General features: G+C 61.7%; 19 protein-coding genes and 1 pseudogene. 18 read left to right on the forward strand and 2 right to left on the reverse strand.

The genetic code is table 11. The annotated features are described in order from the left end of the window. Nucleotides 1–436 (forward strand): PUA domain-containing protein (locus tag B7L72_RS07530; protein ID WP_446718559.1); only part of this gene is annotated, 436 nt, incomplete at its 5' end. 283 nt (nucleotides 437–719) lie between these two features. Here the strand turns inward: B7L72_RS07530 and B7L72_RS07535 are convergent. Continuing rightward, nucleotides 720–1,196: a PepSY domain-containing protein gene (locus B7L72_RS07535; protein WP_081193508.1), complete on the reverse strand. Its 477-nt coding sequence runs from the start codon at nucleotides 1,194–1,196 to the stop codon at nucleotides 720–722. A gap of 124 nt (nucleotides 1,197–1,320) precedes the next feature. Between B7L72_RS07535 and B7L72_RS07540 the strand changes: the two genes are divergently transcribed. The 13 genes and pseudogenes from B7L72_RS07540 to B7L72_RS07600 all read left to right on the forward strand — a co-directional run bounded on the left by B7L72_RS07540 (nucleotide 1,321) and on the right by B7L72_RS07600 (nucleotide 16,518). Beyond that, entirely contained in the window at nucleotides 1,321–1,683 is a 363-nt protein-coding gene (locus B7L72_RS07540) for a PepSY domain-containing protein (RefSeq protein ID WP_016915871.1), read from the forward strand. Nucleotides 1,684–1,695: 12 nt separating this feature from the next. Beyond that, a complete protein-coding gene (locus tag B7L72_RS07545) occupies nucleotides 1,696–2,370 on the forward strand; it encodes a winged helix-turn-helix domain-containing protein (RefSeq protein ID WP_016915872.1) in 675 nt (224 codons plus the stop codon). Continuing rightward, nucleotides 2,367–3,737, forward strand: coding sequence for a sensor histidine kinase (locus B7L72_RS07550; RefSeq protein ID WP_081193510.1), 1,371 nt, complete (start codon nucleotides 2,367–2,369; stop codon nucleotides 3,735–3,737). Before B7L72_RS07545 ends, B7L72_RS07550 begins: the two co-directional genes overlap by 4 nt. 10 nt (nucleotides 3,738–3,747) lie before the next feature. Further along, a pseudogene (locus tag B7L72_RS07555) lies at nucleotides 3,748–5,492 on the forward strand (alkaline phosphatase family protein). A 98-nt stretch (nucleotides 5,493–5,590) separates the two neighbouring features. Beyond that, the gene (locus B7L72_RS07560; protein WP_081193512.1) at nucleotides 5,591–7,339 is read left to right on the forward strand and encodes a bifunctional diguanylate cyclase/phosphodiesterase; all 1,749 of its coding nucleotides are present in this window, start codon (nucleotides 5,591–5,593) and stop codon (nucleotides 7,337–7,339) included. A 129-nt stretch (nucleotides 7,340–7,468) separates the two neighbouring features. Continuing rightward, nucleotides 7,469–8,449, forward strand: a complete 981-nt coding sequence (gene phnD, locus B7L72_RS07565) for a phosphate/phosphite/phosphonate ABC transporter substrate-binding protein (protein WP_081138007.1) — start codon at nucleotides 7,469–7,471, stop codon at nucleotides 8,447–8,449. Nucleotides 8,450–8,610: 161 nt separating this feature from the next. Continuing rightward, nucleotides 8,611–9,495, forward strand: coding sequence for a phosphonate ABC transporter ATP-binding protein (gene phnC / locus B7L72_RS07570; protein WP_081138009.1), 885 nt, complete (start codon nucleotides 8,611–8,613; stop codon nucleotides 9,493–9,495). After that, nucleotides 9,492–10,319, forward strand: coding sequence for a phosphonate ABC transporter, permease protein PhnE (phnE, locus tag B7L72_RS07575; protein WP_016915878.1), 828 nt, complete (start codon nucleotides 9,492–9,494; stop codon nucleotides 10,317–10,319). Before phnC ends, phnE (B7L72_RS07575) begins: the two co-directional genes overlap by 4 nt. Nucleotides 10,320–10,353: 34 nt before the next feature. Continuing rightward, complete coding sequence (phnE, locus tag B7L72_RS07580) at nucleotides 10,354–11,169, forward strand: phosphonate ABC transporter, permease protein PhnE (RefSeq protein WP_016915879.1); 816 nt, start codon at nucleotides 10,354–10,356, stop codon at nucleotides 11,167–11,169. Between the two features lie 12 nt (nucleotides 11,170–11,181). Further along, a complete protein-coding gene (locus B7L72_RS07585) occupies nucleotides 11,182–11,811 on the forward strand; it encodes a histidine phosphatase family protein (RefSeq protein ID WP_081193514.1) in 630 nt (209 codons plus the stop codon). Between the two features lie 112 nt (nucleotides 11,812–11,923). Beyond that, the gene (locus tag B7L72_RS07590) at nucleotides 11,924–12,403 is read left to right on the forward strand and encodes a C40 family peptidase (protein ID WP_081193516.1); all 480 of its coding nucleotides are present in this window, start codon (nucleotides 11,924–11,926) and stop codon (nucleotides 12,401–12,403) included. 196 nt (nucleotides 12,404–12,599) lie between these two features. After that, nucleotides 12,600–14,543 carry a methyl-accepting chemotaxis protein gene (locus B7L72_RS07595; RefSeq protein WP_254893779.1) on the forward strand — a complete coding sequence of 648 codons (1,944 nt, stop codon included), beginning with the start codon at nucleotides 12,600–12,602 and terminating at the stop codon, nucleotides 14,541–14,543. A gap of 259 nt (nucleotides 14,544–14,802) precedes the next feature. Then, nucleotides 14,803–16,518: a putative bifunctional diguanylate cyclase/phosphodiesterase gene (locus B7L72_RS07600; protein ID WP_446718560.1), complete on the forward strand. Its 1,716-nt coding sequence runs from the start codon at nucleotides 14,803–14,805 to the stop codon at nucleotides 16,516–16,518. Between the two features lie 58 nt (nucleotides 16,519–16,576). On the opposite strand, the gene B7L72_RS07605 is transcribed toward B7L72_RS07600, so the two are convergent. After that, nucleotides 16,577–17,176, reverse strand: a complete 600-nt coding sequence (locus B7L72_RS07605) for a putative metalloprotease CJM1_0395 family protein (protein WP_081193521.1) — start codon at nucleotides 17,174–17,176, stop codon at nucleotides 16,577–16,579. A gap of 72 nt (nucleotides 17,177–17,248) precedes the next feature. Here B7L72_RS07605 and B7L72_RS07610 point away from each other — a divergent pair, with 72 nt between their 5' ends. The 4 genes from B7L72_RS07610 to B7L72_RS07625 form a co-directional block, all read left to right on the forward strand. After that, nucleotides 17,249–17,479, forward strand: a complete 231-nt coding sequence (locus B7L72_RS07610) for a DUF2835 family protein (protein WP_081138023.1) — start codon at nucleotides 17,249–17,251, stop codon at nucleotides 17,477–17,479. A 114-nt stretch (nucleotides 17,480–17,593) separates the two neighbouring features. Next, nucleotides 17,594–18,175, forward strand: a complete 582-nt coding sequence (locus tag B7L72_RS07615) for an antibiotic biosynthesis monooxygenase (RefSeq protein ID WP_081138025.1) — start codon at nucleotides 17,594–17,596, stop codon at nucleotides 18,173–18,175. A 249-nt stretch (nucleotides 18,176–18,424) separates the two neighbouring features. After that, nucleotides 18,425–19,096 carry a glutathione S-transferase gene (locus tag B7L72_RS07620; RefSeq protein WP_016915887.1) on the forward strand — a complete coding sequence of 224 codons (672 nt, stop codon included), beginning with the start codon at nucleotides 18,425–18,427 and terminating at the stop codon, nucleotides 19,094–19,096. Between the two features lie 56 nt (nucleotides 19,097–19,152). Then, nucleotides 19,153–20,107: transporter substrate-binding domain-containing protein (locus B7L72_RS07625; RefSeq protein WP_139788469.1), on the forward strand; the 955-nt coding region annotated here is incomplete at its 3' end.

Genomic DNA, 20,107 nt, shown 5'->3' on the forward strand with positions numbered 1-20,107 from the left:
GGCGCGTTCCGGCGCGGTAACGGTGATCGCCAGCGGCCGTCAGCCCGAGGTGATCACCCGTATCGTGCAGGGCGAACCGCTGGGCACGCTGCTGCGCCCGGACCAGGCACCCATGGCGGCCCGCAAGCGCTGGCTGGCAGGGCAGCTACAGGTACGCGGTACGCTGGTGCTGGATGCCGGTGCGGTCAACGTGCTGCGCGGCAAAGGCTCCAGCCTGCTGGCCGTGGGCGTGCGGGACGTACAGGGCAGCTTCAGACGCGGCGACATGGTGCTGTGTGTGGACGAACAGGGCGCACGGGTCGCCAAGGGGCTGGTCAACTACGGTGCCGATGAGGCACGCCAGCTGGCGGGCCAGCCCAGCCACCAGATCGAGGCCATCCTTGGCTATGTGGAGTCCCACGAGCTGATTCATCGCGATAATCTGGTGGTGGTGTAAGGCGGCAGCGGTATTTGCTGTGGCCAGCCGTCCGGCACGATCATCACCCGCAACGGAGGGTGAGCCGGGTGGCTGAGCATCACCTGCTGAGGCCCGTAGTGGTCGACCAGCGGCATCACGCTGGCCGTTTGTAGCGCCAGTGCATCGAAGGCTTCCGGCAGGGCGGCGCTGGGTAATGCGTACGCTGTGTGGCCCAGCAGCCGTCGCTCATGCCATCAACGCAGCCAGAAGGCCAGCAGCGTCGAGGCCACCAGGGCCCGCCATGCAAGGTGGCTTGCGCGTATCAGTCGCGGTCGATCTCGGTGACCTGGAACGAACCCTGACGCATCTTGATGTCCAGCTCACGACCGTTCTGGTCGCGCCCTTCGATGTCGATACTGCCGCTCTTGTCGATCTCGATCTCCTCGAACTCCATCATGCCTTCCTGGCTGGCGATATTGAGCGCCTGGCGCACATCGTCTTCGCTCATGCCCCAAGCGCCGGTGATCAGACGCTTGCGCTCTTCCTTCAGGGTATCGCCGTTATCCAGCGAGAACTCGACATCGGCATACCACTCATCGTCCAGCCAGCCTTCGACTTCGGCGCGTCCACGGCTCTTGATGCTGATCTCTTCATAGTGCGTAAAACCATAATCGCTGGCGTAGGTCAGAATGTCGTCGATGCGGTCCACCGGTTGGGTATCGGCATACACGGTGCTGGCGGCTGCGCTCAGCAGCAGGGCAGAGGCAGGAATCATCAGCATTTTTTTCATGGCGTTCATCACAAGCTCCTTTTTTCACGATATGTCAGTTGAAGCGACGAGACAGTTATAGCAGCCGGGGTCTTACCGGAAGCTGACAAAGTCGTTCATCTACCGTTCATGTTGACTTTGGCATGCTGGCATCATGAAAACCATGACCGCTTTCCTACGCTCCTTACGCACCTGGCCCCGCCTTCGGGTGATGGCCTGCGCGTTGGCGCTGGCCTGGATGGGTAACGCCATTGGCGACCAGCCCTGGCAAGCGCTGCACGGTGAAGTGGGGCGCGGCGATGTGGTGCCGCTGGAGACGATACTCGACTGGCTCGAAGAGCGTTACATTGGCGATATTCTGGAAATCGAGATCGACCGGGACGACGGGCTGGTGGAGTATGAGATCAAGATGCTGGGGCCCCAGGGGCAGGTGGTCGAGTTCGAATTCGATGGTCACAGCGGCCAGTTGATGAAGATCGAAGGTGTCCGCATTCGCGAGATGCAGCGTAACCCCTGAAAGGATGGCGTGATGAAGTGTTTGCTGGTAGAGGATGACCAGGCGCTTGCCCGTGAGCTGAGCCAGGCCCTGCGTGAAGGTGACTGGATCGTCGAACGAGCCGAAAATGGTCAGGAAGCCGACTTTCTGGTGCGTACGGAAGCCTACGATACGGTGATTCTGGACATCGGCTTGCCGGATGGCGATGGCACCCGCTGGCTCTCCTCGTGGCGGGAAGATGGCATCGACCTGCCGGTGCTGATCTTGACCGCTCGTGAGCGTTGGGCCGACAAGGCCGCAGGCTTTACCGCCGGAGCCGATGATTACGTGACCAAGCCTTTCGAGCCCGCTGAAGTGCTGTTCCGGCTGCGCGCTCTGGTGCGACGCACCCATGGCCACGCCCACCCGGTGCTACGGGTAGGCGAGCTGAGCCTGGACACCCACACCCAGCACGTTACCCTGGTGGGCAGGCCCGTCAGCCTGACCGCCCAGGAAACCCGTCTGCTGAGTTATCTCATGCATGCCGCGCCGCGGGTAGTAAGCCGCAGTGAGCTCTCGGAGCACGTCTATGACCGTGACCACGAGCCCGACTCCAACGTCATCGACGTGCAGGTCAGCCGCCTGCGACGCAAGCTGGGTGCCTGGCGTATTGCCACCCTGCGCGGCCAAGGCTATCGCCTGCTGGCCGATGAGCCTGACACACCATGAGCGCTGCCGGGCAGCCTTGGCGGCAACGCTGGGCCAGCCGCTCCATTCATCTGCGCTTGCTGCTGGCAGCGCTGCTGATCGTACTATTGGCCCTGCCGGTGGCGGGTGGGCTGCTGGCCCATCACTATCGTAGCGCCGCAGTGAGCGCGTTCGACGAGCGTCTCGAAGCAACCCTCAACGTGATCATTGCCGGGGTCGCCTACGACCCCCTGAGTGAACAGCTGCGCTACGAACGTGGCTTGGGCGATCCCCGTTTCGAGCATGTGTTTTCGGGCTGGTATTGGCAAATCACCGACAGCGAGCAGCACACGGTAGCGTCGCGCTCGCTATGGGATCAGCGGCTGCCCGTGACCCACAGCGAACAGCTCTCGGCGCGTACCGTGCCGGGGCCAAGAGGGCAGCAGCTGAGAGTGGTGGAGCGGGATATCTATCTGGCCCCCCTGGAATCGCCTTTGCACGTTAGCGTGGCCGCCCGGGACGATGTTCTGGTGGCCGAGATTCAGGCTTTTCAGCGTCTGCTGTGGCTAGGCTTGCTGGGGCTTGGTGCCGTGTTGCTGGGAGTGCTGGCGCTCCAGGTGCGCTGGGGGTTGGCGCCTTTACGCCGCATGAATGCCAACCTGCGCGACGTGGAGCAGGGACGGGCAGCGCAACTGGATACCCGGCTGCCGCAAGAGTTGGCCACCCTGGCCAGCTCCATGAACGCCGTATTGGCGCGCGACCAGCGGCTGATCGAGCGCGGACGCTATACGGCGGGTAATCTGGCCCACGCCCTCAAGACGCCGCTCAGCGTCATGCGCCTGCTGGCGAAGCAGCTGCCCAGCGACAGCCGAGCCACCTGGGACGTCGAGCTTTCGCGTATCGACAACGCGGTGCGTCACCACCTGGCCCGGGCCTCGGCGGCGGGAGACAGCGGGCGTTTCGCGGCCATTGACCTGCAGGCTACCCTGGCGCCGCTGATGAACGGGCTGGCGCGTCTCGCTCAGCGGCGGCACATCACCCTGACGCAGCGTGTGGATAGCCAGATGCGAGTACACATGGACGACCAGGACCTGCAGGAGATGGTGGGCAATTTACTCGATAATGCCCTGCGCTGGGCCAGCCAGACGGTGCATGTGAGCTTTCAGGCGCAGCAAGGCGTATTGAGGCTCACGGTGAGCGATGACGGCCCCGGCATGACCGCCGAGGAGTGCCAGGCGGCGGTGCAGCGCGGCAAACGGCTGGATGAGCAGCGCTCCGGGAGCGGGCTGGGGCTGGCCATCGTGGCCGATCTGGTGGCCCTGTATGGCGGACAGATGCGCCTGCAGCGCGCCGAAGCGGGCGGGCTGCAGGTGGTGATCGAACTACCCGTGCTGGCCGCGCGGGTCTGAAGGAGCAACGATGATCGACGTCACCGAAACACTGCCTGACGTACTGGTGGGGCCGCTGCTGCGTCGCTTGTCGCCGTCACGCCTGGTGATGTGGCTGGTGGCTACGCGACCACTGGCTCTCCAGCTGGTTCTGTTTCCGGACACCCCCGACCAGCAAACCTACCCACTGTCTCGCCAGGATCACCAATGCGTGGCCATCGGCGAGCGGGCCTACCTGTACGGCATCGACCTGAGCTTGCCCAGGGCACTGCCCACCGATACACGCATCGCCTACGACCTGCAGGTACAGAGCCACCAGGGCTATTGATGACCGGTGACCAGGTCTACGTGGATGACGTGGCAGGCTCCACCCTGCGCGCCGTGCATGCACTCATCGCCCGGCTGGGGCTGGCCGATGAGCAGTTGGAAGGCGCCACGGTGAACGATAGCCAAGCGCTCTATGCGGCTCCCGAAACCTATTATCATCGCGAGTCGCTGCTGCCGGATGTCACCAGCAACGCGGCCCTGCGCGAGCGTTTCTTCGGCGGGGTGAAAAAGCCGGTGTTCACCTCGGCGCACGCCCAGAACCACCTGATGACCCTTGCCGAAATGCTGGCCATGTATTGCTTGGTCTGGTCGCCGACTCCCTAGCAGATCATTGCGCCCACGCCTCCCGAGCTGGCCGAGCAGGAGGCCGAAGCGTACCGTACCGAACAGGCGGTCATCGATGCCTTCGTGGCATGGTTGCCCCAGTGCGCGCGGTTGATGGCCCACGTGCCCAGCCTGATGATCTTCGACGATCACGACGTCACCGATGACTGGAACTTGACCGCCGATTGGGAGCGCTGTGCTTATGGGCATCCGTTCTCCAGGCGCATCATTGGCAACGCGCTGGTGGCCTACCTGCTTTGCCAAGGGTGGGGCAATGCCCCGGACAAACTCAACCCGCTGCTGCATCAGGTCGGCACGTTGTTCGATGGGTCGGGCACCTTGAACCCCCAGGCCCAGGACAGCGTGATCGAGCGGCTTCTGCGCTTTCAAGGGTGGGAGTTTCAGGTGCCAGGCGCCCCCGCGCTGATCGTGCTCGATACCCGTACGCGCCGCTGGCGCAGTGAGCGCAACCCCAAACGGCCCTCCGGGCTGATGGACTGGGAGGCGCTCATGGAGATGCAGCAGGCGCTGTTGGGCACCCCCAGCGCGGTGATCGTCTCGCCTGCCCCGATGTTCGGGGTCAAGCTGATCGAGGGCATTCAAAAGCTGTTTACCCTGGCCGGCAAGCCGTTGATGGTCGATGCCGAAAACTGGATGGCCCATCGCGGTGCCGCCAGCGTGCTGCTGCACATCTGGCGGCACTCCAGGACACCCGGCAACTACGTGATCCTGTCGGGGGACGTGCACTACTCCTTTGCCTACGACATCGTCGTACGCGGGCAGGAGCAGGCCCCGCATCTGTGGCAGATCACTTCCAGCGGCGTGAAAAACACCTTCCCTCGGCGGCTGCTGGATACCTTCGACCGGCTCAATCGTTGGCTATACGCGCCGCTGTCGCCGCTCAACTGGTTTACCCAGCGGCGCAAGCTCAGCATCTACCCCCGGGACCCCGAGCAGGCCAGCGCTGGCGAGCGGCTGTGGAATGCCAGTGGGATAGGCCTGGTCAGTCTCGACGAGAACGGTCGTCCCACCGATATTCGTCAGTTGGATGCCCGCGGTGGCGACGCGGTGTTTCCGCCGCCGGACATCCCCGGCATGAAGGCGCCAACCGATGGTTCGTCATGAAAATGTCATGTAAATGACGCACGCTTGCTGCCCTGGCACCTTCCTGATGGAGTTGACAAGTCATAGGGATCGTTGACGTTTGACAGGGCAGCAGGCACATGACCGCACAAGAAACTCAGTGGCTTAACCAGATTATCGCGGCAGAAGAGCTGCACGTACTTTTTCAGCCCATTGTCGATGCCAATCAGCAGGCCATTTATGGCTACGAAGCGCTGATTCGTGGCCCCAGCACCTCTCCGTTGCATTCACCGCTAAGGCTGTTCGATGTGGCGACCCAGGCCGGGCTGCTGGTGGAGCTGGACCTGCTTTGCCGACGGCTCGCCATTCGCCGTTTTGCCGAACTCGCACTCCCTGGGCTGCTGTTCCTCAACGTCATGCCGCTGACCATCGTCGAGCGTGATTTCCGCGAGGGGCTGACGCTGGGCTTCATTCAGGAGAGTGGCCTGCCGCCTGAGCGGGTGGTGATCGAGCTGACCGAGCACGTGCCCATCCACGATTACGACCTGATGCGCCAGGCGGTGGCCCACTACCGCGACATGGGGTTTCAGGTGGCCCTGGATGACCTGGGGGCCGGTCACTCCAGCCTGCGTCACTGGGCGGAGCTGCGCCCGGATTTCGTCAAGCTGGACCGCCATTTCATTTCCGGCATCGATCAGGAGCCCGCCAAGCGGGAGTTTCTGCGCTCGATACTGGACGTCGCCAAAAGCCTCGACTGCCAGCTCATCGCAGAAGGGGTCGAAACCGCGGCAGAGCACCTGTGCCTGTGGGAGCTGGACCGTGGATTGGCGCTGTTGCAGGGTTTCTACTTCGCACGTCCCAGCGTTCAGCCGCCTGTTCAGCTCAATACGCTGCTGCCCGCCACCACGCAATTGAAAACTCCCGCTGGGCGTACGGCGCATACCATCCTGCGCAGCGTGGAGGCCGTGGCGCCCAGTGTGTCAGTGCCCACATTGGCGGAACGGTTTCGTGAAACGCCGCATCTGCGCTGCGTGGCCGTGATCGAACAGGGCGTGCCCATTGCCGTGGTGCGGCGCAACGGGTTCCTGACGCTGTTCACCAACCCTTATAGCCATTCGCTGTACGCCAAGCGCTGCGTGCTGGACATCGCCGATCGCAAGATGCTGGTGGCCGCCGCCGACATGCCCCTGGAGACGCTGAGCCAGCAGCTGACCGACAGCCGCGACATCGAACAGGAGGACTTCGTCATCGTCGATGGCGAAGGGCAGTATCTGGGTATGGGCAATATCGTCGATTTGCTGCGCGAGATCACCGCCATCCAGGTGCGTCAGGCGCGCCATGCCAATCCACTCACCGGGCTGCCCGGTAACATCCTGATCAATGAAACCCTCACGGCCTATCTGAGCCAGGGCAATGGCTTTGCCGCTGCCTACGTGGATCTGGATAACTTCAAGGCGTTCAACGATGCCTACGGTTATGCCCGCGGAGACCATGTGATCATCTCGCTGTCGCGGCTGTTGCAGGCTCAGGTGGAAAGCGCGGGGGGCTTCATCGGGCATATCGGTGGCGACGACTTCATGATGCTGTTACCGCTGGAGCACTGGGAGAGCGTGTGCCAGCAGATTCTGGCCTCCTTCGAGGTCATGGCCCCGAGTTTCTACGAGGAAGAGGACTGCCAGAGAGGCGGGCTTTCCATCGAAAGCCGTCAGGGAGGCGTCAGCTTTTTCCCTTTCGTCAGCGTGTCGGTAGCCGTCAAGCCCATCAGTGACCCGGGCCACTGCAAGGCCTTGGACATTGCCAGCCAGCTCTCCGAACTCAAGCACCAAGCGAAGAAGATTGCCGGGAACAGCCTGTTCGTGGAACGGCGTGGCTGTTGCGTGGGGCAGTGAGCCGCCAGAGCGGCAGGTCGTTCACGCGGGTGTCATGTAGACGTCACGAAGTTGTCACCCGCCAGACCCGCCGCTGTCATCCTGGGGCGTCAGGATACATCCACCTCTTACTACCCCGCTAGGTGATCCATGCAATCCTCTCGTCTCTCTACCGTGTCACTCTCGCGCACCCTGATCAGTGCTGCCGTTGCCAGTGCCTTCGCTTTCAGTGCGATGAATGCGGCTGCCGACCTCTCCTCACGCTACGTGGACAACGATGGCGACATGGTGGCCGATATCCCCAGCGATGAGTCTCGGTGGGTCGATCCGGACACGCTGGTCTTTGCTTACACGCCGGTTGAAGACCCGGCGGTCTACGCCGACGTATGGGCGGGTTTCCTGGATCACCTGAGCGAAGCGACGGGTAAACGCGTTCAGTTCTTCCCGGTGCAGTCGAATGCTGCCCAGCAGGAAGCGCTGCGCGCTGGCCGTCTGCACGTGGCTGGCTTCAACACCGGTGGCGTACCGGTAGCGGTCAACTGTGGCGGCTTCCGTCCCTTCGCCATCATGGCGGCCGAAGATGGCAGCTACGGTTACGAAATGGAGATCATCACCTACCCCGGTAGCGGTATCGACGGCATGGAAGACCTGCAGGGTCGTCAGTTGGCCTTCACTTCCGAAACGTCCAACTCGGGCTTCCGCGCACCGTCCGCGCTGCTGCGCTCCGAGTACGGTCTGGAAGCCGGTGATGACTTCGAGACGGCTTTCTCCGGCTCCCACGACAACTCCATCCTGGGCGTCATCAACAAGGATTACGATGCGGCGGCCATTGCCAACTCCGTTGCCCATCGCATGCTGTCACGGGGTGTCATCAACGAGGGTGATTACGAGGTGATCTACACCTCCGAAACCTTCCCCACCACGGCATACGGCACCGCCCACAACCTGACGCCCGAACTGCAGCAGCAGATCCAGGATGCGTTCTTCAGCTACGACTGGGAAGGCACCGCCCTGCAGGCGGAGTTCGAGAACTCTGGCGAAGCGCAGTTCATCCCCATCAGCTATGAAGAGCACTGGTCGGTCATCCGCACCATTGCCGATGCCAATGGCGTCACTTACGACTGCGATTGATTCCAGCGCTGCGTGACCCTGTCGGCCAGGAGGGCAACCTTCTGGCCGACGCGTTATGGAGTCGAGTCAGCTGTTTTCGAAAAAGCTGTTTTTGAATCAATTGTCTTTGAATCGATGTTCTACACAAGCGTTTTGAGCGACAAGCAAACGAGGCACTCCCCATGTTGACACTCACTGGCGTTGGCAAGCGTTACCCGACGGGCGACCGCGCGCTGACCGATATTCACCTATCGCTGCCCAAAGGCCAAGTGATGGCGCTGATTGGGCCATCGGGTGCAGGCAAAAGTACCCTGATCCGCTGCGTCAATCGTCTGGTGGAGCCCAGCCAGGGCAGTATCCGCCTGGAAGAGACCGAACTGACCAAGCTGTCGGGCAGCCGCCTGCGTCACGCACGTCGCTCCATGGGCATGATTTTTCAGGAATATGCCCTGGTCGACCGGCTGACCGTCATGGAAAACGTGCTGTCGGGCCAGCTGGGCTATGTCGGCTTCTGGCGCAGCTTCTTGCGCCGCTACCCCCAGGAAGCCGTTGCTGAAGCATTTCGCCTGTTGGAGCGGGTGGGCTTGCCCCATGCCATCGACAAGCGCGCCGACGCGCTGTCGGGTGGCCAGCGCCAGCGTGTCGGCATCGCCCGCGCACTGCTGCAAAGCCCCAAGTTATTGCTGGTGGATGAGCCCACCGCCAGCCTGGACCCCAAAACCTCGCGCCAGATCATGCGTCTGATTCGCGAGCTGTGCGCCGAGCGCGAGCTGGCTGCCATCATCAACATTCATGACGTGGCTCTGGCGCAGCAGTTTGCCGACCGCATTGTGGGCCTGCGTGCCGGACAAATCGTCTTCGACGGCAAGCCCAGCGAACTCACCAGCGAGATCCTCACCACCATCTATGGGGAAGAGGACTGGGACACCACGCCCGAGCCCGCCTACGAAGAAGATGAGCCATCGCAGGTAGCCCTTGCGCCCACATCGGCAGCGCCCACGTCGGCAGCCAAAGCACACCATGACGCGCGGCCGCTCGCCCAGGTCGCCAGTGGAGGCGCGCTATGAGCACGGCAGACGCCACGGCGCGCCAGCAAGCTGCGCGCCAGGGTCAGTGGCGGCGTTTGCCGCTGATCGAAAACCCACGGCTGCGCTGGGGCCTGGCCATCGGTGTGGTGGTGTATCTGGTGCTGGCGCTGTCGTCGGTGCAGGTCAACTGGGCGCGGGTGGCGGAAGGCTCCGGCCGAGCGCTCAACTTTCTAGGGGCTTTTTTGCAGCCCGATTTCCTCAGTCGCCAGAACGACATCATCGCCGGGCTGATGGAAAGCCTGACCATGACGCTGACCTCCACCGTGATCGGCGTCTTGCTGGCGATCCCGGTAGGCCTGGGCGCGGCACGCAACATTGCCCCGCTGCCCATCTATACCCTGTGCCGCGCCATCATTGCCATCTCGCGGACGTTTCAGGAGATCATCATCGCCATTCTGTTCGTGGTGATGTTCGGCTTCGGGCCGTTTGCGGGCATGCTGACGCTGGCCTTCGCCACCATCGGTTTCATGGCCAAGCTGTTGGCAGAAGATATCGAGGACCTGGACTGGAAACAGGTCGAAGCCGTGCGTGCCACGGGGGCAAGCTGGTGGCAAACCATGAACCATGCGGTGCAGCCGCAGGTGATGCCGCGCTTGATCGGGCTCTCCATGTACCGTCTGGACATCAATTTCCGTGAATCGTCGGTGATCGGCATCGTCGGCGCGGGGGGCATTGGCGCCACGCTGAACACCTCGCTGAGCCGTTACGAATACGGCACCTCGGCGGCGATCCTGCTGATCATCATTGCCATCGTGCTGATGAGTGAATACGCCTCCAGCCATGTGCGCCGCTGGACCCAGTAGCGCTGCGATGTCTTAACCCGTAAAGGAAATTTCCATGCCTGTTTCGAGTTCCCCTCAAGGCGTGCCGCAGTGGCAGCGGCGCACCACCCGTGCCCAGTGGCTCCAGTATGTGGCCTGGCTGGCAGGTATCTGCCTTTTCCTGCTCTGCTGGAAAGTGATCTCCGACAACACCATGTGGGTGTTCGTGGAGGATGCTGGCCGCCAGGGCAGTGACCTGATCAACCGCATGATGCCGCCCCGCTGGGAGTACGCCAGCGTCCTCTGGAAGCCCATGTGGGACACCCTCAACATCGCCACGCTAGGCACCGCGCTGGGCATCGTCATGGCATTCCCGGTGGCCTTTCTGGCGGCTCGCAACACGACGCCCCACCCGCTGGTGCGCAGCCTGGCGTTGACCATCATCGTTTCGTCACGCTCCATCAACTCGCTGATCTGGGCGATGCTGCTGGTGACCATTCTCGGTCCCGGCGTGCTGGCGGGCATCATTGCCATTGCGCTACGCTCCATTGGGTTCGTGGGCAAGCTGCTCTATGAAGCCATCGAAGAGATCCACCCCACGCCCGTCGAGGCCATCAGCGCCACCGGGGCCAGCCGCCTGCAGGTCATGAACTACGGCGTGTTGCCCCAGGTGATGCCCGCGTTTGCCGGTATCAGCGTGTACCGCTGGGATATCAACATTCGTGAGTCCACGGTGCTGGGGCTGGTGGGCGCAGGCGGCATCGGGCTGCAGCTCAACGCCTCGATCAATAGCCTGGCCTGGAACCAGGTCAGCGTCATCTTCGTGCTGATCTTTGCCACCGTGCTGGTGTCCGAGTGGGTCTCTGCCCGCGTGCGCCACGCCATCATCTGACCGGGAGATACCATGCGCTTTCCTGATGCTGAAATCATGACCATCGACCTGATGCGCCACGGTGAGCCACTGGGTGGCCGCATGCTGCGCGGCAGCACCGACCACCCCCTCAGCGAAACCGGTTGGCAGCAGGCCACGGCGGCCGTGATGCGTCACACGGTCGATGGCAGGCCGCCGTTCGATGCCATCGTCAGCTCCCCCCTGGTGCGTTGCCATGAGTTTGCCTTGTGGTTGGGTGAGGAGTTCGACCTGCCCGTGCAAGTGGACGATGACCTGGCCGAGCTCTATCTGGGACGCTGGGAAGGCAAGACCCATGACCAGGTGTTTGCCGAGGAGGGGCACGCGCTGATGAACGCCTTCTGGCACGATCCCACCACGGCAGCGCCGCCGGAAGGGGAAAGCCTGGCGGCGCTGGATGCCCGGGTGAGTGAAGCGTGGCAGCGCCTGCTGAGCCGCCCGCCGGGCAAGCACGTGCTGGTGGTGGCGCATCTGTTCGTCTGCAACGCGCTGCTGCGTCAGGTGATTGCCCAGCCGCTGACCCACGGACTGGTGATGGACCTGCCTTACGCCGCCATGAGTCGACTACGTCACGAGCGCCATGCGCTGGGCGAAACGACCTTCGTGGAGTGGATCGGGCGCTGAGATGCGTTGCCTGATAAGCCCTTTCGGATGCTCTCCCGTATAGGCGGCTAGCGGGCACGCGTGACCTGGGCCATGATAGAGACACCCTATCGAGGCTTCTCAGGAGTGCCCCATGCCGTTTGCCCGCGTTTATTCCCTCCTGTCTCTGGCCCTGCTGTTAGTACTGGCCGGTTGTGCCAGCAAGGACGTGGCTCCCCCCGCCAAGCCGCCCGTGCAAGGGGGCATGTCACTGGAGCGTGCGCTGATTCTCTCTTACGCCCAGCAATCCATCGGCATTCCTTACCGTTTTGGCGGCAACTCACCGGATGGTCTGGACTGCTCTGGCCTGGTCGAAATGACCTACCGCGCAGCCGGATTACGTGTGCCCCGCACGGCGGACGGCCAGTACCGTGCTCTGCCTCGCGTCGATGCCCCCCGCCCGGGCGATCTGCTTTTCTTTGGCGAGGGCAGCAAGGCCACCCACGTGGGCATTTATGGCGGTAATCGTCAGATGATCCATGCCCCGGGCAGTGGCCGTGCCGTGGTCAGCGTTCCGCTGGATATCGACTACTGGCAGCAGCGCTTTCTGGGGGCGGCTTCAATGGCGCCTTGATTGACGAGCCTGATGTACGTCAAGGTTTTCTTCTGAGGCCGCTATACACTCGCCGTGTTTTACTCATCCGCACTTAACCTGGTTTAAGTGCCGCGGTAAAATGCGGCCAGTTTCACCTACAATGTGCATGTGCACGCTAATAATATCGAACACGCCGCTTACCTCCCTGAACGACATATCGAGGCTAAGCACTGCCATGAAAGAGCTACTCCACCGACTGCCCATGCGCTACAAGTTTGCCCTGGTGCTGTTGCTTCCCCTGTTGGCGCTGGGCTGGCTGGGTGCCAGCGGAGCGCTGGATCGCAAAAATACCGTCCATGAGCTCGAACGCCTACAGACCCTCACGGCATTGGCTCAGCAGGCGGGCCACTGGGTACACCAGATGCAGTTGGAGCGCGGCATGAGCGCCGGCTTTTTAGGCAGCCAAGGGGCCAGCTTTGGGAACCGGCTAGCCCAACAGCGGCCGAGCACCGATAGCGCCGCCGAGACCTTCCTCGAACAGCGCCAAGCGCTGGACCAAACGCTGCTGGGCGCCGGACTCACTCGCCAGTTGGAAGAGATCGAGCAGCGCTGGCAGCAGCAAGCGCAGATGCGCCAACAGATCGATCGACTGGATATCGCCACTGCCGATGCGCTGGCCCATTACACCGGGCTCAATAACACGCTGATGGCGCTGGTCGGCGAACTGGCCCAGCTGACCGAAGAGGGCGGGATTACCCGCCAGTTAGCGGCTTATTACAACCTGCTGGAAGCCAAGGACCTGGCGGGGATCGAGCGTGCGCTGCTGTCCAATGTCTTTGCTGCAGACGCCATGCCCCCGGCGACGCAGCATCGTTTGCTGTCGTTGGTCGGCGAAGAAAGGGCGTTTCTGGAGAGTGCCTATGTGCTGTCGGATGACGCCCAGCGCGAAGCCCTGAGTGCTGCGCTGAGCGGTCCTGAAATCGAGCGGGTGTTGGCCCGTCGCGAACTGGCGCTGCAGCAAAACGGCGGTTACAACGTGAACCCGGAAGAGTGGTTCGACTGGCAAACCGTCAAGATCGGTCGTCTCAAGGCGCTCGAGGATCAAGTGGCGGCGGCCATCGTCGAGGAAACGGCTAGGCGCAAAGGCTCGGCTCAGCAGGCGCTGTGGCAGTATGTGACGGTGGCGGTGCTGGCATCGCTCACCGCCATCGGGCTCGCGCTATGGGTCGTGCGGACCATGACGCTACCGTTACAGCAGGCGCTGATCAGTATTGCCGAGCGCGGCGATGACTTGACTCAACGACTGCCCGTGCCCGGTAGCGATGAGCTCTCTCGGCTGTATACCGTCATCAATGAAGCCTCTGCACAAACCGAACGGCTGATCGGGGAAATGAAGCGCTCGGCGCAGTCGGTCTCGGTGGCCAGTAACGAAATCGCCCAGGGCAACCAGGATTTGGCTCAGCGCACCGAAGAGCAGTCTGCCTCGCTGGTGGAAACCGCGTCGAGCATGGAGCAGATGACCGCCACCGTGCGTCAGAACGCCGATAATGCTCATCAGGCCCAGCGCATGACCGGTGAGGTGGCGAATCAGGCTCAGGAGGCCACTCAGGTGGCGCTGCAGGCGCGGGAGGCCATGCAGCAGATTCACCAGGCGAATGAGCAGGTGACCTCCATGGTGGCAGCCATCGACAATATCGCCTTCCAGACCAACCTGCTGGCGCTCAATGCCTCGGTCGAGGCGGCACGGGCGGGTGAGCATGGGCGTGGCTTTGCCGTGGTGGCTGACGAGGTGCGTAAACTGGCCAGCCGCAGTGCCGAAGAGGCCAGCCAGATTCGTCGCCTGGTCGACAATAACGTGGCCCGTATTGGGGAAGGTGAGCGTCTGGTGGGAGACACCAGCGAGACGCTGGAGCAGATCGCTGCGCGCGTGCAGCAGGTGGCCGTGCTGGTGGATGAGATTACCACGGCCAGCCATGAGCAATCGGCGGGCGTCGAGCAGATCAGCCACGCCATGGCCCAGTTGGAAGACGTCACCCAGCAGAATGCCTCGCTGGTCGAGCAGGTGGCCACGGCCAGCCGCTCACTGGACGATCAGGCCGAAGAAATGTCGGTGCTGGTCAGCCGCTTTTTGGTGAGCGATGGCGATGCGTCGCGTGTTCCCTCGTTGCGCTACGCCTGAATCACAAGACCGCACGCATGCCTTCACAGGGAGCCGCCGGCTCCCTTTTTTGTGCTCTAGCGCGCGTTGATAGAGCTCTGTTGCTGCCAGCACCCTGCCGGTCAATAGGGTGTTAATATGTCGAAAAGTCATGACATTCACGCTGTTTAGACGAGGAGAGCAGAGACGCATGTGCCCGCCCTTGAACGACCCAAAGGAGCAGTCTTTGCCTCACCCCGCCATGGCTTCCGGCGCTCAGGCGTCGGCGTGGCGTGTGGCAATGTCGACCCTGGATACTCAGGATGCTGCCTCGCCCAGTGCGTCGGCGTTCCGCTATGCCAATGAAGCCATCATCATTACCAACGCCGATAACCAGGTCATAGAGGTGAATCCGGCGTTTAGTGAGCTCACGGGGTTGGCGCTGGAAGACGTGCGCGGCAAGACCCCGGAAGCGTTCAGCATCCTGCCACTGGACGACCAGCGCAGCGTAAGCTTGATGCGTGAAGAGCTGCAGCTACGTGATCGCAGTAAAAGCCAGGTCAGTTACCGCAGCCATGATGGGCAATTCTATCCCGGTATGCTGTCGATCAATCGCGTCCGCGATACCCAGGGGCGGGTAGATCACCATGTCATGGTGCTGGCAGACTTGTCGGCCATTCCTGCCCATGCTCGGCACCTCAACCGCGAGGTCTATTTCGATGCCTTGACCGGTTTGCCCAACCTGCAGCTGTTGACGCAACTGATCCAGGAGTCGATCCAGCACGCGGAAAACCAGCAGCAGACGCTGGCGGTATGCTCACTGGATATCGACCACTTCCAAGCCATCAACGAGCGCCTTGGATTGACGGTGGGGGATTCGCTGCTGTCGGCGTTTGCACAGCGACTTAGCCACCAGCTGTTTGGTGATGACGTACTGGCACGCATTGGTGGGGATGAATTCGTCCTGTTGCTGCACCATGGGGTCGATGACGTCTTCTTCGAGAAGCTGCTGGGCTCCATTCGCCAACCGCTGATGGTCGAAGGCCAGGTGGTTTACCTGACGGCTAGCCTCGGCATTACGCGCTACCCGCACGATCATGTGCAGGGGGATGTGCTGCTGCGTCATGCCAACCAGGCCATGTATCGTGCCAAACAGCGGGGCCGCGACACCCACCACTTTTTCGATCCCCATCACGACCGTTTGCTACAAGCTCGTCATGAGCAGCGCCAACGCTTTATGGATGCGCTGGACCACGGTGAGCTGCGGCTGCACTATCAGCCGCAGGTGGACATGCGCAGTGGCCAGGTCGTCGGCGTGGAGGCATTGATTCGTTGGCAACATCCCGAGCGCGGGCTGCTGTCGCCGGGGCAGTTCCTGCCCGCCATCGACGCCACGCCGCTGGAAATCGACCTGGGCGAGTGGGTGATCGAGCAGGCGCTGCGCCAGCTGGCGAGTTGGCAGACGGCCAACATCGTCCTGCCCATCAACGTCAACATCAGCCCTGCGCACCTGCTGACCAGCCAGTTCAGCCAGCGCCTGGCGGCGCTGTTGGCGCGCTATCCGACAGTCTCGCCTGCGCTGCTGAAGCTCGAAGTACTGGAAAGCGCGGCCATGCACGATGTGACCGCCGCGCTGCAAACCATGGCCCGCTGTCAGGCGCTGGGGGTCAGCTTTGCGATCGATGATTTTGGCACTGGCTATTCGTCCTTGACCCATCTTCGCCAACTGCCGGTCAGCTTGATCAAGATCGACCAAAGCTTCGTGCGTGACATGCTGGTGGACCGCGACGACATGGCGATCGTCGAAAGCGTCATCTACATGGCCAACCGCTTCCAGCGGCCGATGCTGGCCGAAGGGGTCGAAACCCTGGAGCATGCCAGGGCGCTGATGGTGCTGGGCTGCGAGCTGGCCCAAGGCTATGGTATCGCTCGGCCGATGCCGCCGGAAGCGTTGCCGGGCTGGCTCGAGCAGTGGCCGCTACGCGATGATTGGCACGGCTTGAGCCGCCTGCAATGAACCCAAGCGTCAAGAGGAGTGGCGGTGGTTGAGGCTGTGACTGACGTCGTGGTCGAGATCAAGCGGCCTGTTCGGCAGTGGCTGACTCAGGGGCCGACGGGTCCGTGCCGTCGCCGCTGCGGGCCTGGTTCATCTCGCTTTGCTCTCGGGCCGCTTCCAGGCGGGCTTCCAACAGGTACTGACGTGCCTGGGCGGCCACCTGAAGGTCCTTGGGAGATGGGTCGGCGGGTGCAAGGGCGGCAGCGATGACGGTCTGCATTTTTTCAATGGTGGCCTGGGGGTCGCCCGGCACCGGACCATAGTCGATGGACACTTCGCCCGCGACCGCATAACGCTGCCCATCAGGGCCGATTTCGTACTCGTAAGTGGCGCCTCCCGTATAAGGCCCACCAACGGTTTGGTGTGCCATTTCGTGCTGGCGCACCGCGCGGTCGGTCTGTTTGAGCTGCTCCAGCTGTTGGATCTCTTCGGGTTCCAGCGGGGTGCCGTCTGGGCGAGTGGGGCCTGCCGTTGCCGGGGTCGTTTCATCGCTGGCAGCTTCCTCGTCGGCATCGTTTGCGCGCTGTGCTTGAGAATCGGCAGCGACCCTGGCGTTAGGCAGGGTAGGTGAAGGCCAGAGCGTGGCGCTATAGGAAGCGCTGAGTGATGAAAGATCCATGGGCGGTTACCGATGTTGAGATCGAATCCAGTATGATGAAGTATCAGCGACACTACCCGATGACGCAACGCCATGCCTTCCATTGACGTAATGATCCATTTGACGGCAGCCGAATGCCTTGCCCATTATGAAGGGCAGTATGACAACGTGCGCGTGCGCAGCGTGGATGGTCGCTGGGTGGTCTTCCCGGCCACCGCCCTGCGCCGCGTGGTGGGCCGCGACGGCGTGAATGGCGTGTTTCGGCTGTTCTTTACCGAGCAGGGTAAATTCCACGATATCGTTCCCCTGGCCCCGCATGCCTAGCTGTGCCCGCGTGGTTTTCCCTCTATAATGTAGCCGTGTGCTTCAGGCGTACCCACCTGAATGCCTGCAACCCGCCTATCCGGCAGTGGTTGCCTACTTATCAGGAGATCACCCATGTCTACCTCACCTGTCACCTTGATGGTGGCGCGTCGCGTGGCCAATGGCCGCTATCAGGACTTTATCCGTTGGCTCAATGAAGGCCGTGAGCTGGCTGCCGACTTTCCGGGCTATCTGGGCTCAGGGGTGCTGGCACCGCCTCAGGACGATGACGAATACCAGATCATTTTCCGTTTCGAAAGCGCAGCGCGACTCGCTTCCTGGGAGCACTCCGCGTCGCGCCATGCCTGGCTGCAGCGTGGCAAGGGGCTCTACGACGCGCCCCATGAGCACCGTGCCACCGGCCTGGACAGCTGGTTCAACGTGGCCCCCAATGGTGCTGCGCCGCCGCGTTGGAAGCAGGCCGTTGCCGTCTGGCTGGCCTTCTTTCCGGTCTCACTGCTGTTTCATTGGCTGTTTGGCGGCCTGTTGGCCGAGTGGACGCTGATACCGCGCGTGTTGCTCAGTACGCTGGTGCTGACGCCCGTGATGGTATTCGTATTTATTCCACTTTCAACGCGGTTACTGGCACCCTGGCTGCACGGTAAATGGTCACCAAAAGATTTGCTCCACCGTATGTGGCAACAGTACAGGGCGTGACACGCAGTGGCTCTTTTAGCCACTTTTGTAGCGGGTTGTGGTAATTGAAAACAGTCACTTAAAGATACTTTAAAGCGCACTAGAAGACGTTTTTCGAAAAGACGTAGATAATATTCTCAGTGCGCCACTCTCTCGATGGGGTTCAACGCTGTAATAGTGCTAAGCTGAAATCATTCAGCTAACGCGTGCAGTCAATGGATGCTGGCACCAGCTTGAAGGCTGCGTACCAAATCGCCTTATGGAGTCGTCATGATCCGCGTACACCACCTGGAAAAATCACGTTCTCACCGCATTCTGTGGCTATTGGAAGCTCTCGGGCTAGAGTATGACATCGAAGTCTATCAGCGTGACCCCAAAACACAGCAAGCCCCTGATGCCCTGAAAAAAGTGCACCCATTGGGCAAGTCACCCGTGATTACCGATGGCGAACTGACCGTGGCCGAGTCGGGGGCCATCATCGATTATCTGGTCAACCGCTACGGAGAAGGGCATTTTCAGCCGGGGCCAGATAAAAGTAACGAATGGGTTAACTATCGTTACTGGATGCATTATGCCGAAGGCTCTTTAATGCCGCTGTTGGTGATGGGATTGATCTTTAGTCAAATTCCTAAACAATCGCCCTGGTTCGTCAAACCCATTGCCCAGGGTATTAGTGGCACCGTTCACAAGCGCTTTCTGCAACCACAGCTGAAACAACATCTTGGCATGATCGAGTCGCACTTGAAGGCGCACGGCAATTTTGCCGGCGAGTTTCCGAGTGGCGCGGACATTCAAATGAGCTTTCCCATGCAGGCCGTGGCCGCCACCCAGTCGCTGGATGCGTTTCCGGCGATTACTGCCTTTGTGGCACGCATTGAGCAGGACTCGGCCTGGCAGCGGGTCGTGGAGCGTGCAGGGCCATTGACCATGCCCGGTGAGTGACCATTATTATGCTGTGCAACAGGGGGAGGCGTGCGAGTCAGGCTGCTTGCCATGCTGTGTTGCTGACGATGGTGTTCGGGGCAGTATCGCCGCTAGCCGCTGCGCAAACGCTGCGTGTCGGGGTGTATCACAACCCGCCTAAGCTGTTCACCGATGACCAAGGGCAATTGCGTGGTGTGTTGGGTGAGCTGCTTACGGCAATGGCCCTGAAAGAGCAGTGGCAGCTGGAAAGCGTCCCGTGCGATTTTCAGCAGTGCCTGACGCTGCTGGAGCAGGATGATATCGACCTGCTGCCGGACCTGGCGTGGAGCGAAGAGCGTGCCCAGCGCTTCGCCTTTCATGCCGAGCCGATCATGCACAGTTGGTCACAGCTTTACCAACCCAGCGACAGCCGCGTCGAGGCCATTCTGGATCTCGAGCAGCAGCGTGTGGCGGTGGTGGAGGGCTCTATCCAGCAAAGCTACCTGATGACCGTGACGCAGCGCTTCGATATCGACGTGATGTGGCTGCCAGTGGATAGTTTTGCGGCGGGCTTCCAGGCAGTCGCGCTGGGCGATGCCGATCTGGTGGCGTCCAATCATCTGTTCGGCGACTGGCGAGCCAACGATTACGGGCTGCGTGAAACCCCTATCATCTTCCAGCCTTCACGGCTCTTTTATGCCGCCTCGCCTGGTTTGGATGCCCATATCCTGGAGCGCATCGACGCTACTCTGGTGGAGTGGAAAAACGACGCGGCGTCGACGTACTACGAGACCCTGAGTGCCTGGCGGGCGCATGGCCCGCCTGCTCCTCTGGCGCCCGGGTGGCTATGGTGGCTCGGCGGTGTGTTACTGGTGGTGCTGGTGATCGCCCTGGCGGGTAATGTGCTGTTGCGCCGCCGCGATAGCCTCAATCGGCAGCAGCTCACCACTCACGAACATATGCTGTCCAGTATTCTGGATAGTGTCGATGCTTATATTTATATCAAGACACCTGATCTCAAATATCGCTACGTCAACCATCAGATTTGTG

The sequence above is a fragment of the Halomonas sp. BC1 genome (assembly GCF_002078135.1).
Classification (GTDB): Bacteria; Pseudomonadota; Gammaproteobacteria; order Pseudomonadales; family Halomonadaceae; genus Vreelandella; species Vreelandella stevensii.

Coding starts and splice junctions, on each gene's coding strand:
- B7L72_RS07560 (WP_081193512.1), top strand. CDS start 5,591: ATGACCGCACAAGAAACTCAGTGGCTTAACCAGATTATCGCGGCAGAA.
- B7L72_RS07600 (WP_446718560.1), top strand. CDS start 14,803: ATGTCGACCCTGGATACTCAGGATGCTGCCTCGCCCAGTGCGTCGGCG.
- B7L72_RS07535 (WP_081193508.1), bottom strand. CDS start 1,196: ATGAACGCCATGAAAAAAATGCTGATGATTCCTGCCTCTGCCCTGCTG.
- B7L72_RS07550 (WP_081193510.1), top strand. CDS start 2,367: ATGAGCGCTGCCGGGCAGCCTTGGCGGCAACGCTGGGCCAGCCGCTCC.
- B7L72_RS07605 (WP_081193521.1), bottom strand. CDS start 17,176: ATGGATCTTTCATCACTCAGCGCTTCCTATAGCGCCACGCTCTGGCCT.
- B7L72_RS07615 (WP_081138025.1), top strand. CDS start 17,594: ATGTCTACCTCACCTGTCACCTTGATGGTGGCGCGTCGCGTGGCCAAT.
- B7L72_RS07590 (WP_081193516.1), top strand. CDS start 11,924: ATGCCGTTTGCCCGCGTTTATTCCCTCCTGTCTCTGGCCCTGCTGTTA.
- phnD (WP_081138007.1), top strand. CDS start 7,469: ATGCAATCCTCTCGTCTCTCTACCGTGTCACTCTCGCGCACCCTGATC.
- B7L72_RS07620 (WP_016915887.1), top strand. CDS start 18,425: ATGATCCGCGTACACCACCTGGAAAAATCACGTTCTCACCGCATTCTG.
- phnE (WP_016915879.1), top strand. CDS start 10,354: ATGCCTGTTTCGAGTTCCCCTCAAGGCGTGCCGCAGTGGCAGCGGCGC.
- B7L72_RS07595 (WP_254893779.1), top strand. CDS start 12,600: ATGAAAGAGCTACTCCACCGACTGCCCATGCGCTACAAGTTTGCCCTG.
- phnE (WP_016915878.1), top strand. CDS start 9,492: ATGAGCACGGCAGACGCCACGGCGCGCCAGCAAGCTGCGCGCCAGGGT.
- B7L72_RS07540 (WP_016915871.1), top strand. CDS start 1,321: ATGAAAACCATGACCGCTTTCCTACGCTCCTTACGCACCTGGCCCCGC.
- B7L72_RS07610 (WP_081138023.1), top strand. CDS start 17,249: ATGCCTTCCATTGACGTAATGATCCATTTGACGGCAGCCGAATGCCTT.
- B7L72_RS07585 (WP_081193514.1), top strand. CDS start 11,182: ATGCGCTTTCCTGATGCTGAAATCATGACCATCGACCTGATGCGCCAC.
- phnC (WP_081138009.1), top strand. CDS start 8,611: ATGTTGACACTCACTGGCGTTGGCAAGCGTTACCCGACGGGCGACCGC.
- B7L72_RS07545 (WP_016915872.1), top strand. CDS start 1,696: ATGAAGTGTTTGCTGGTAGAGGATGACCAGGCGCTTGCCCGTGAGCTG.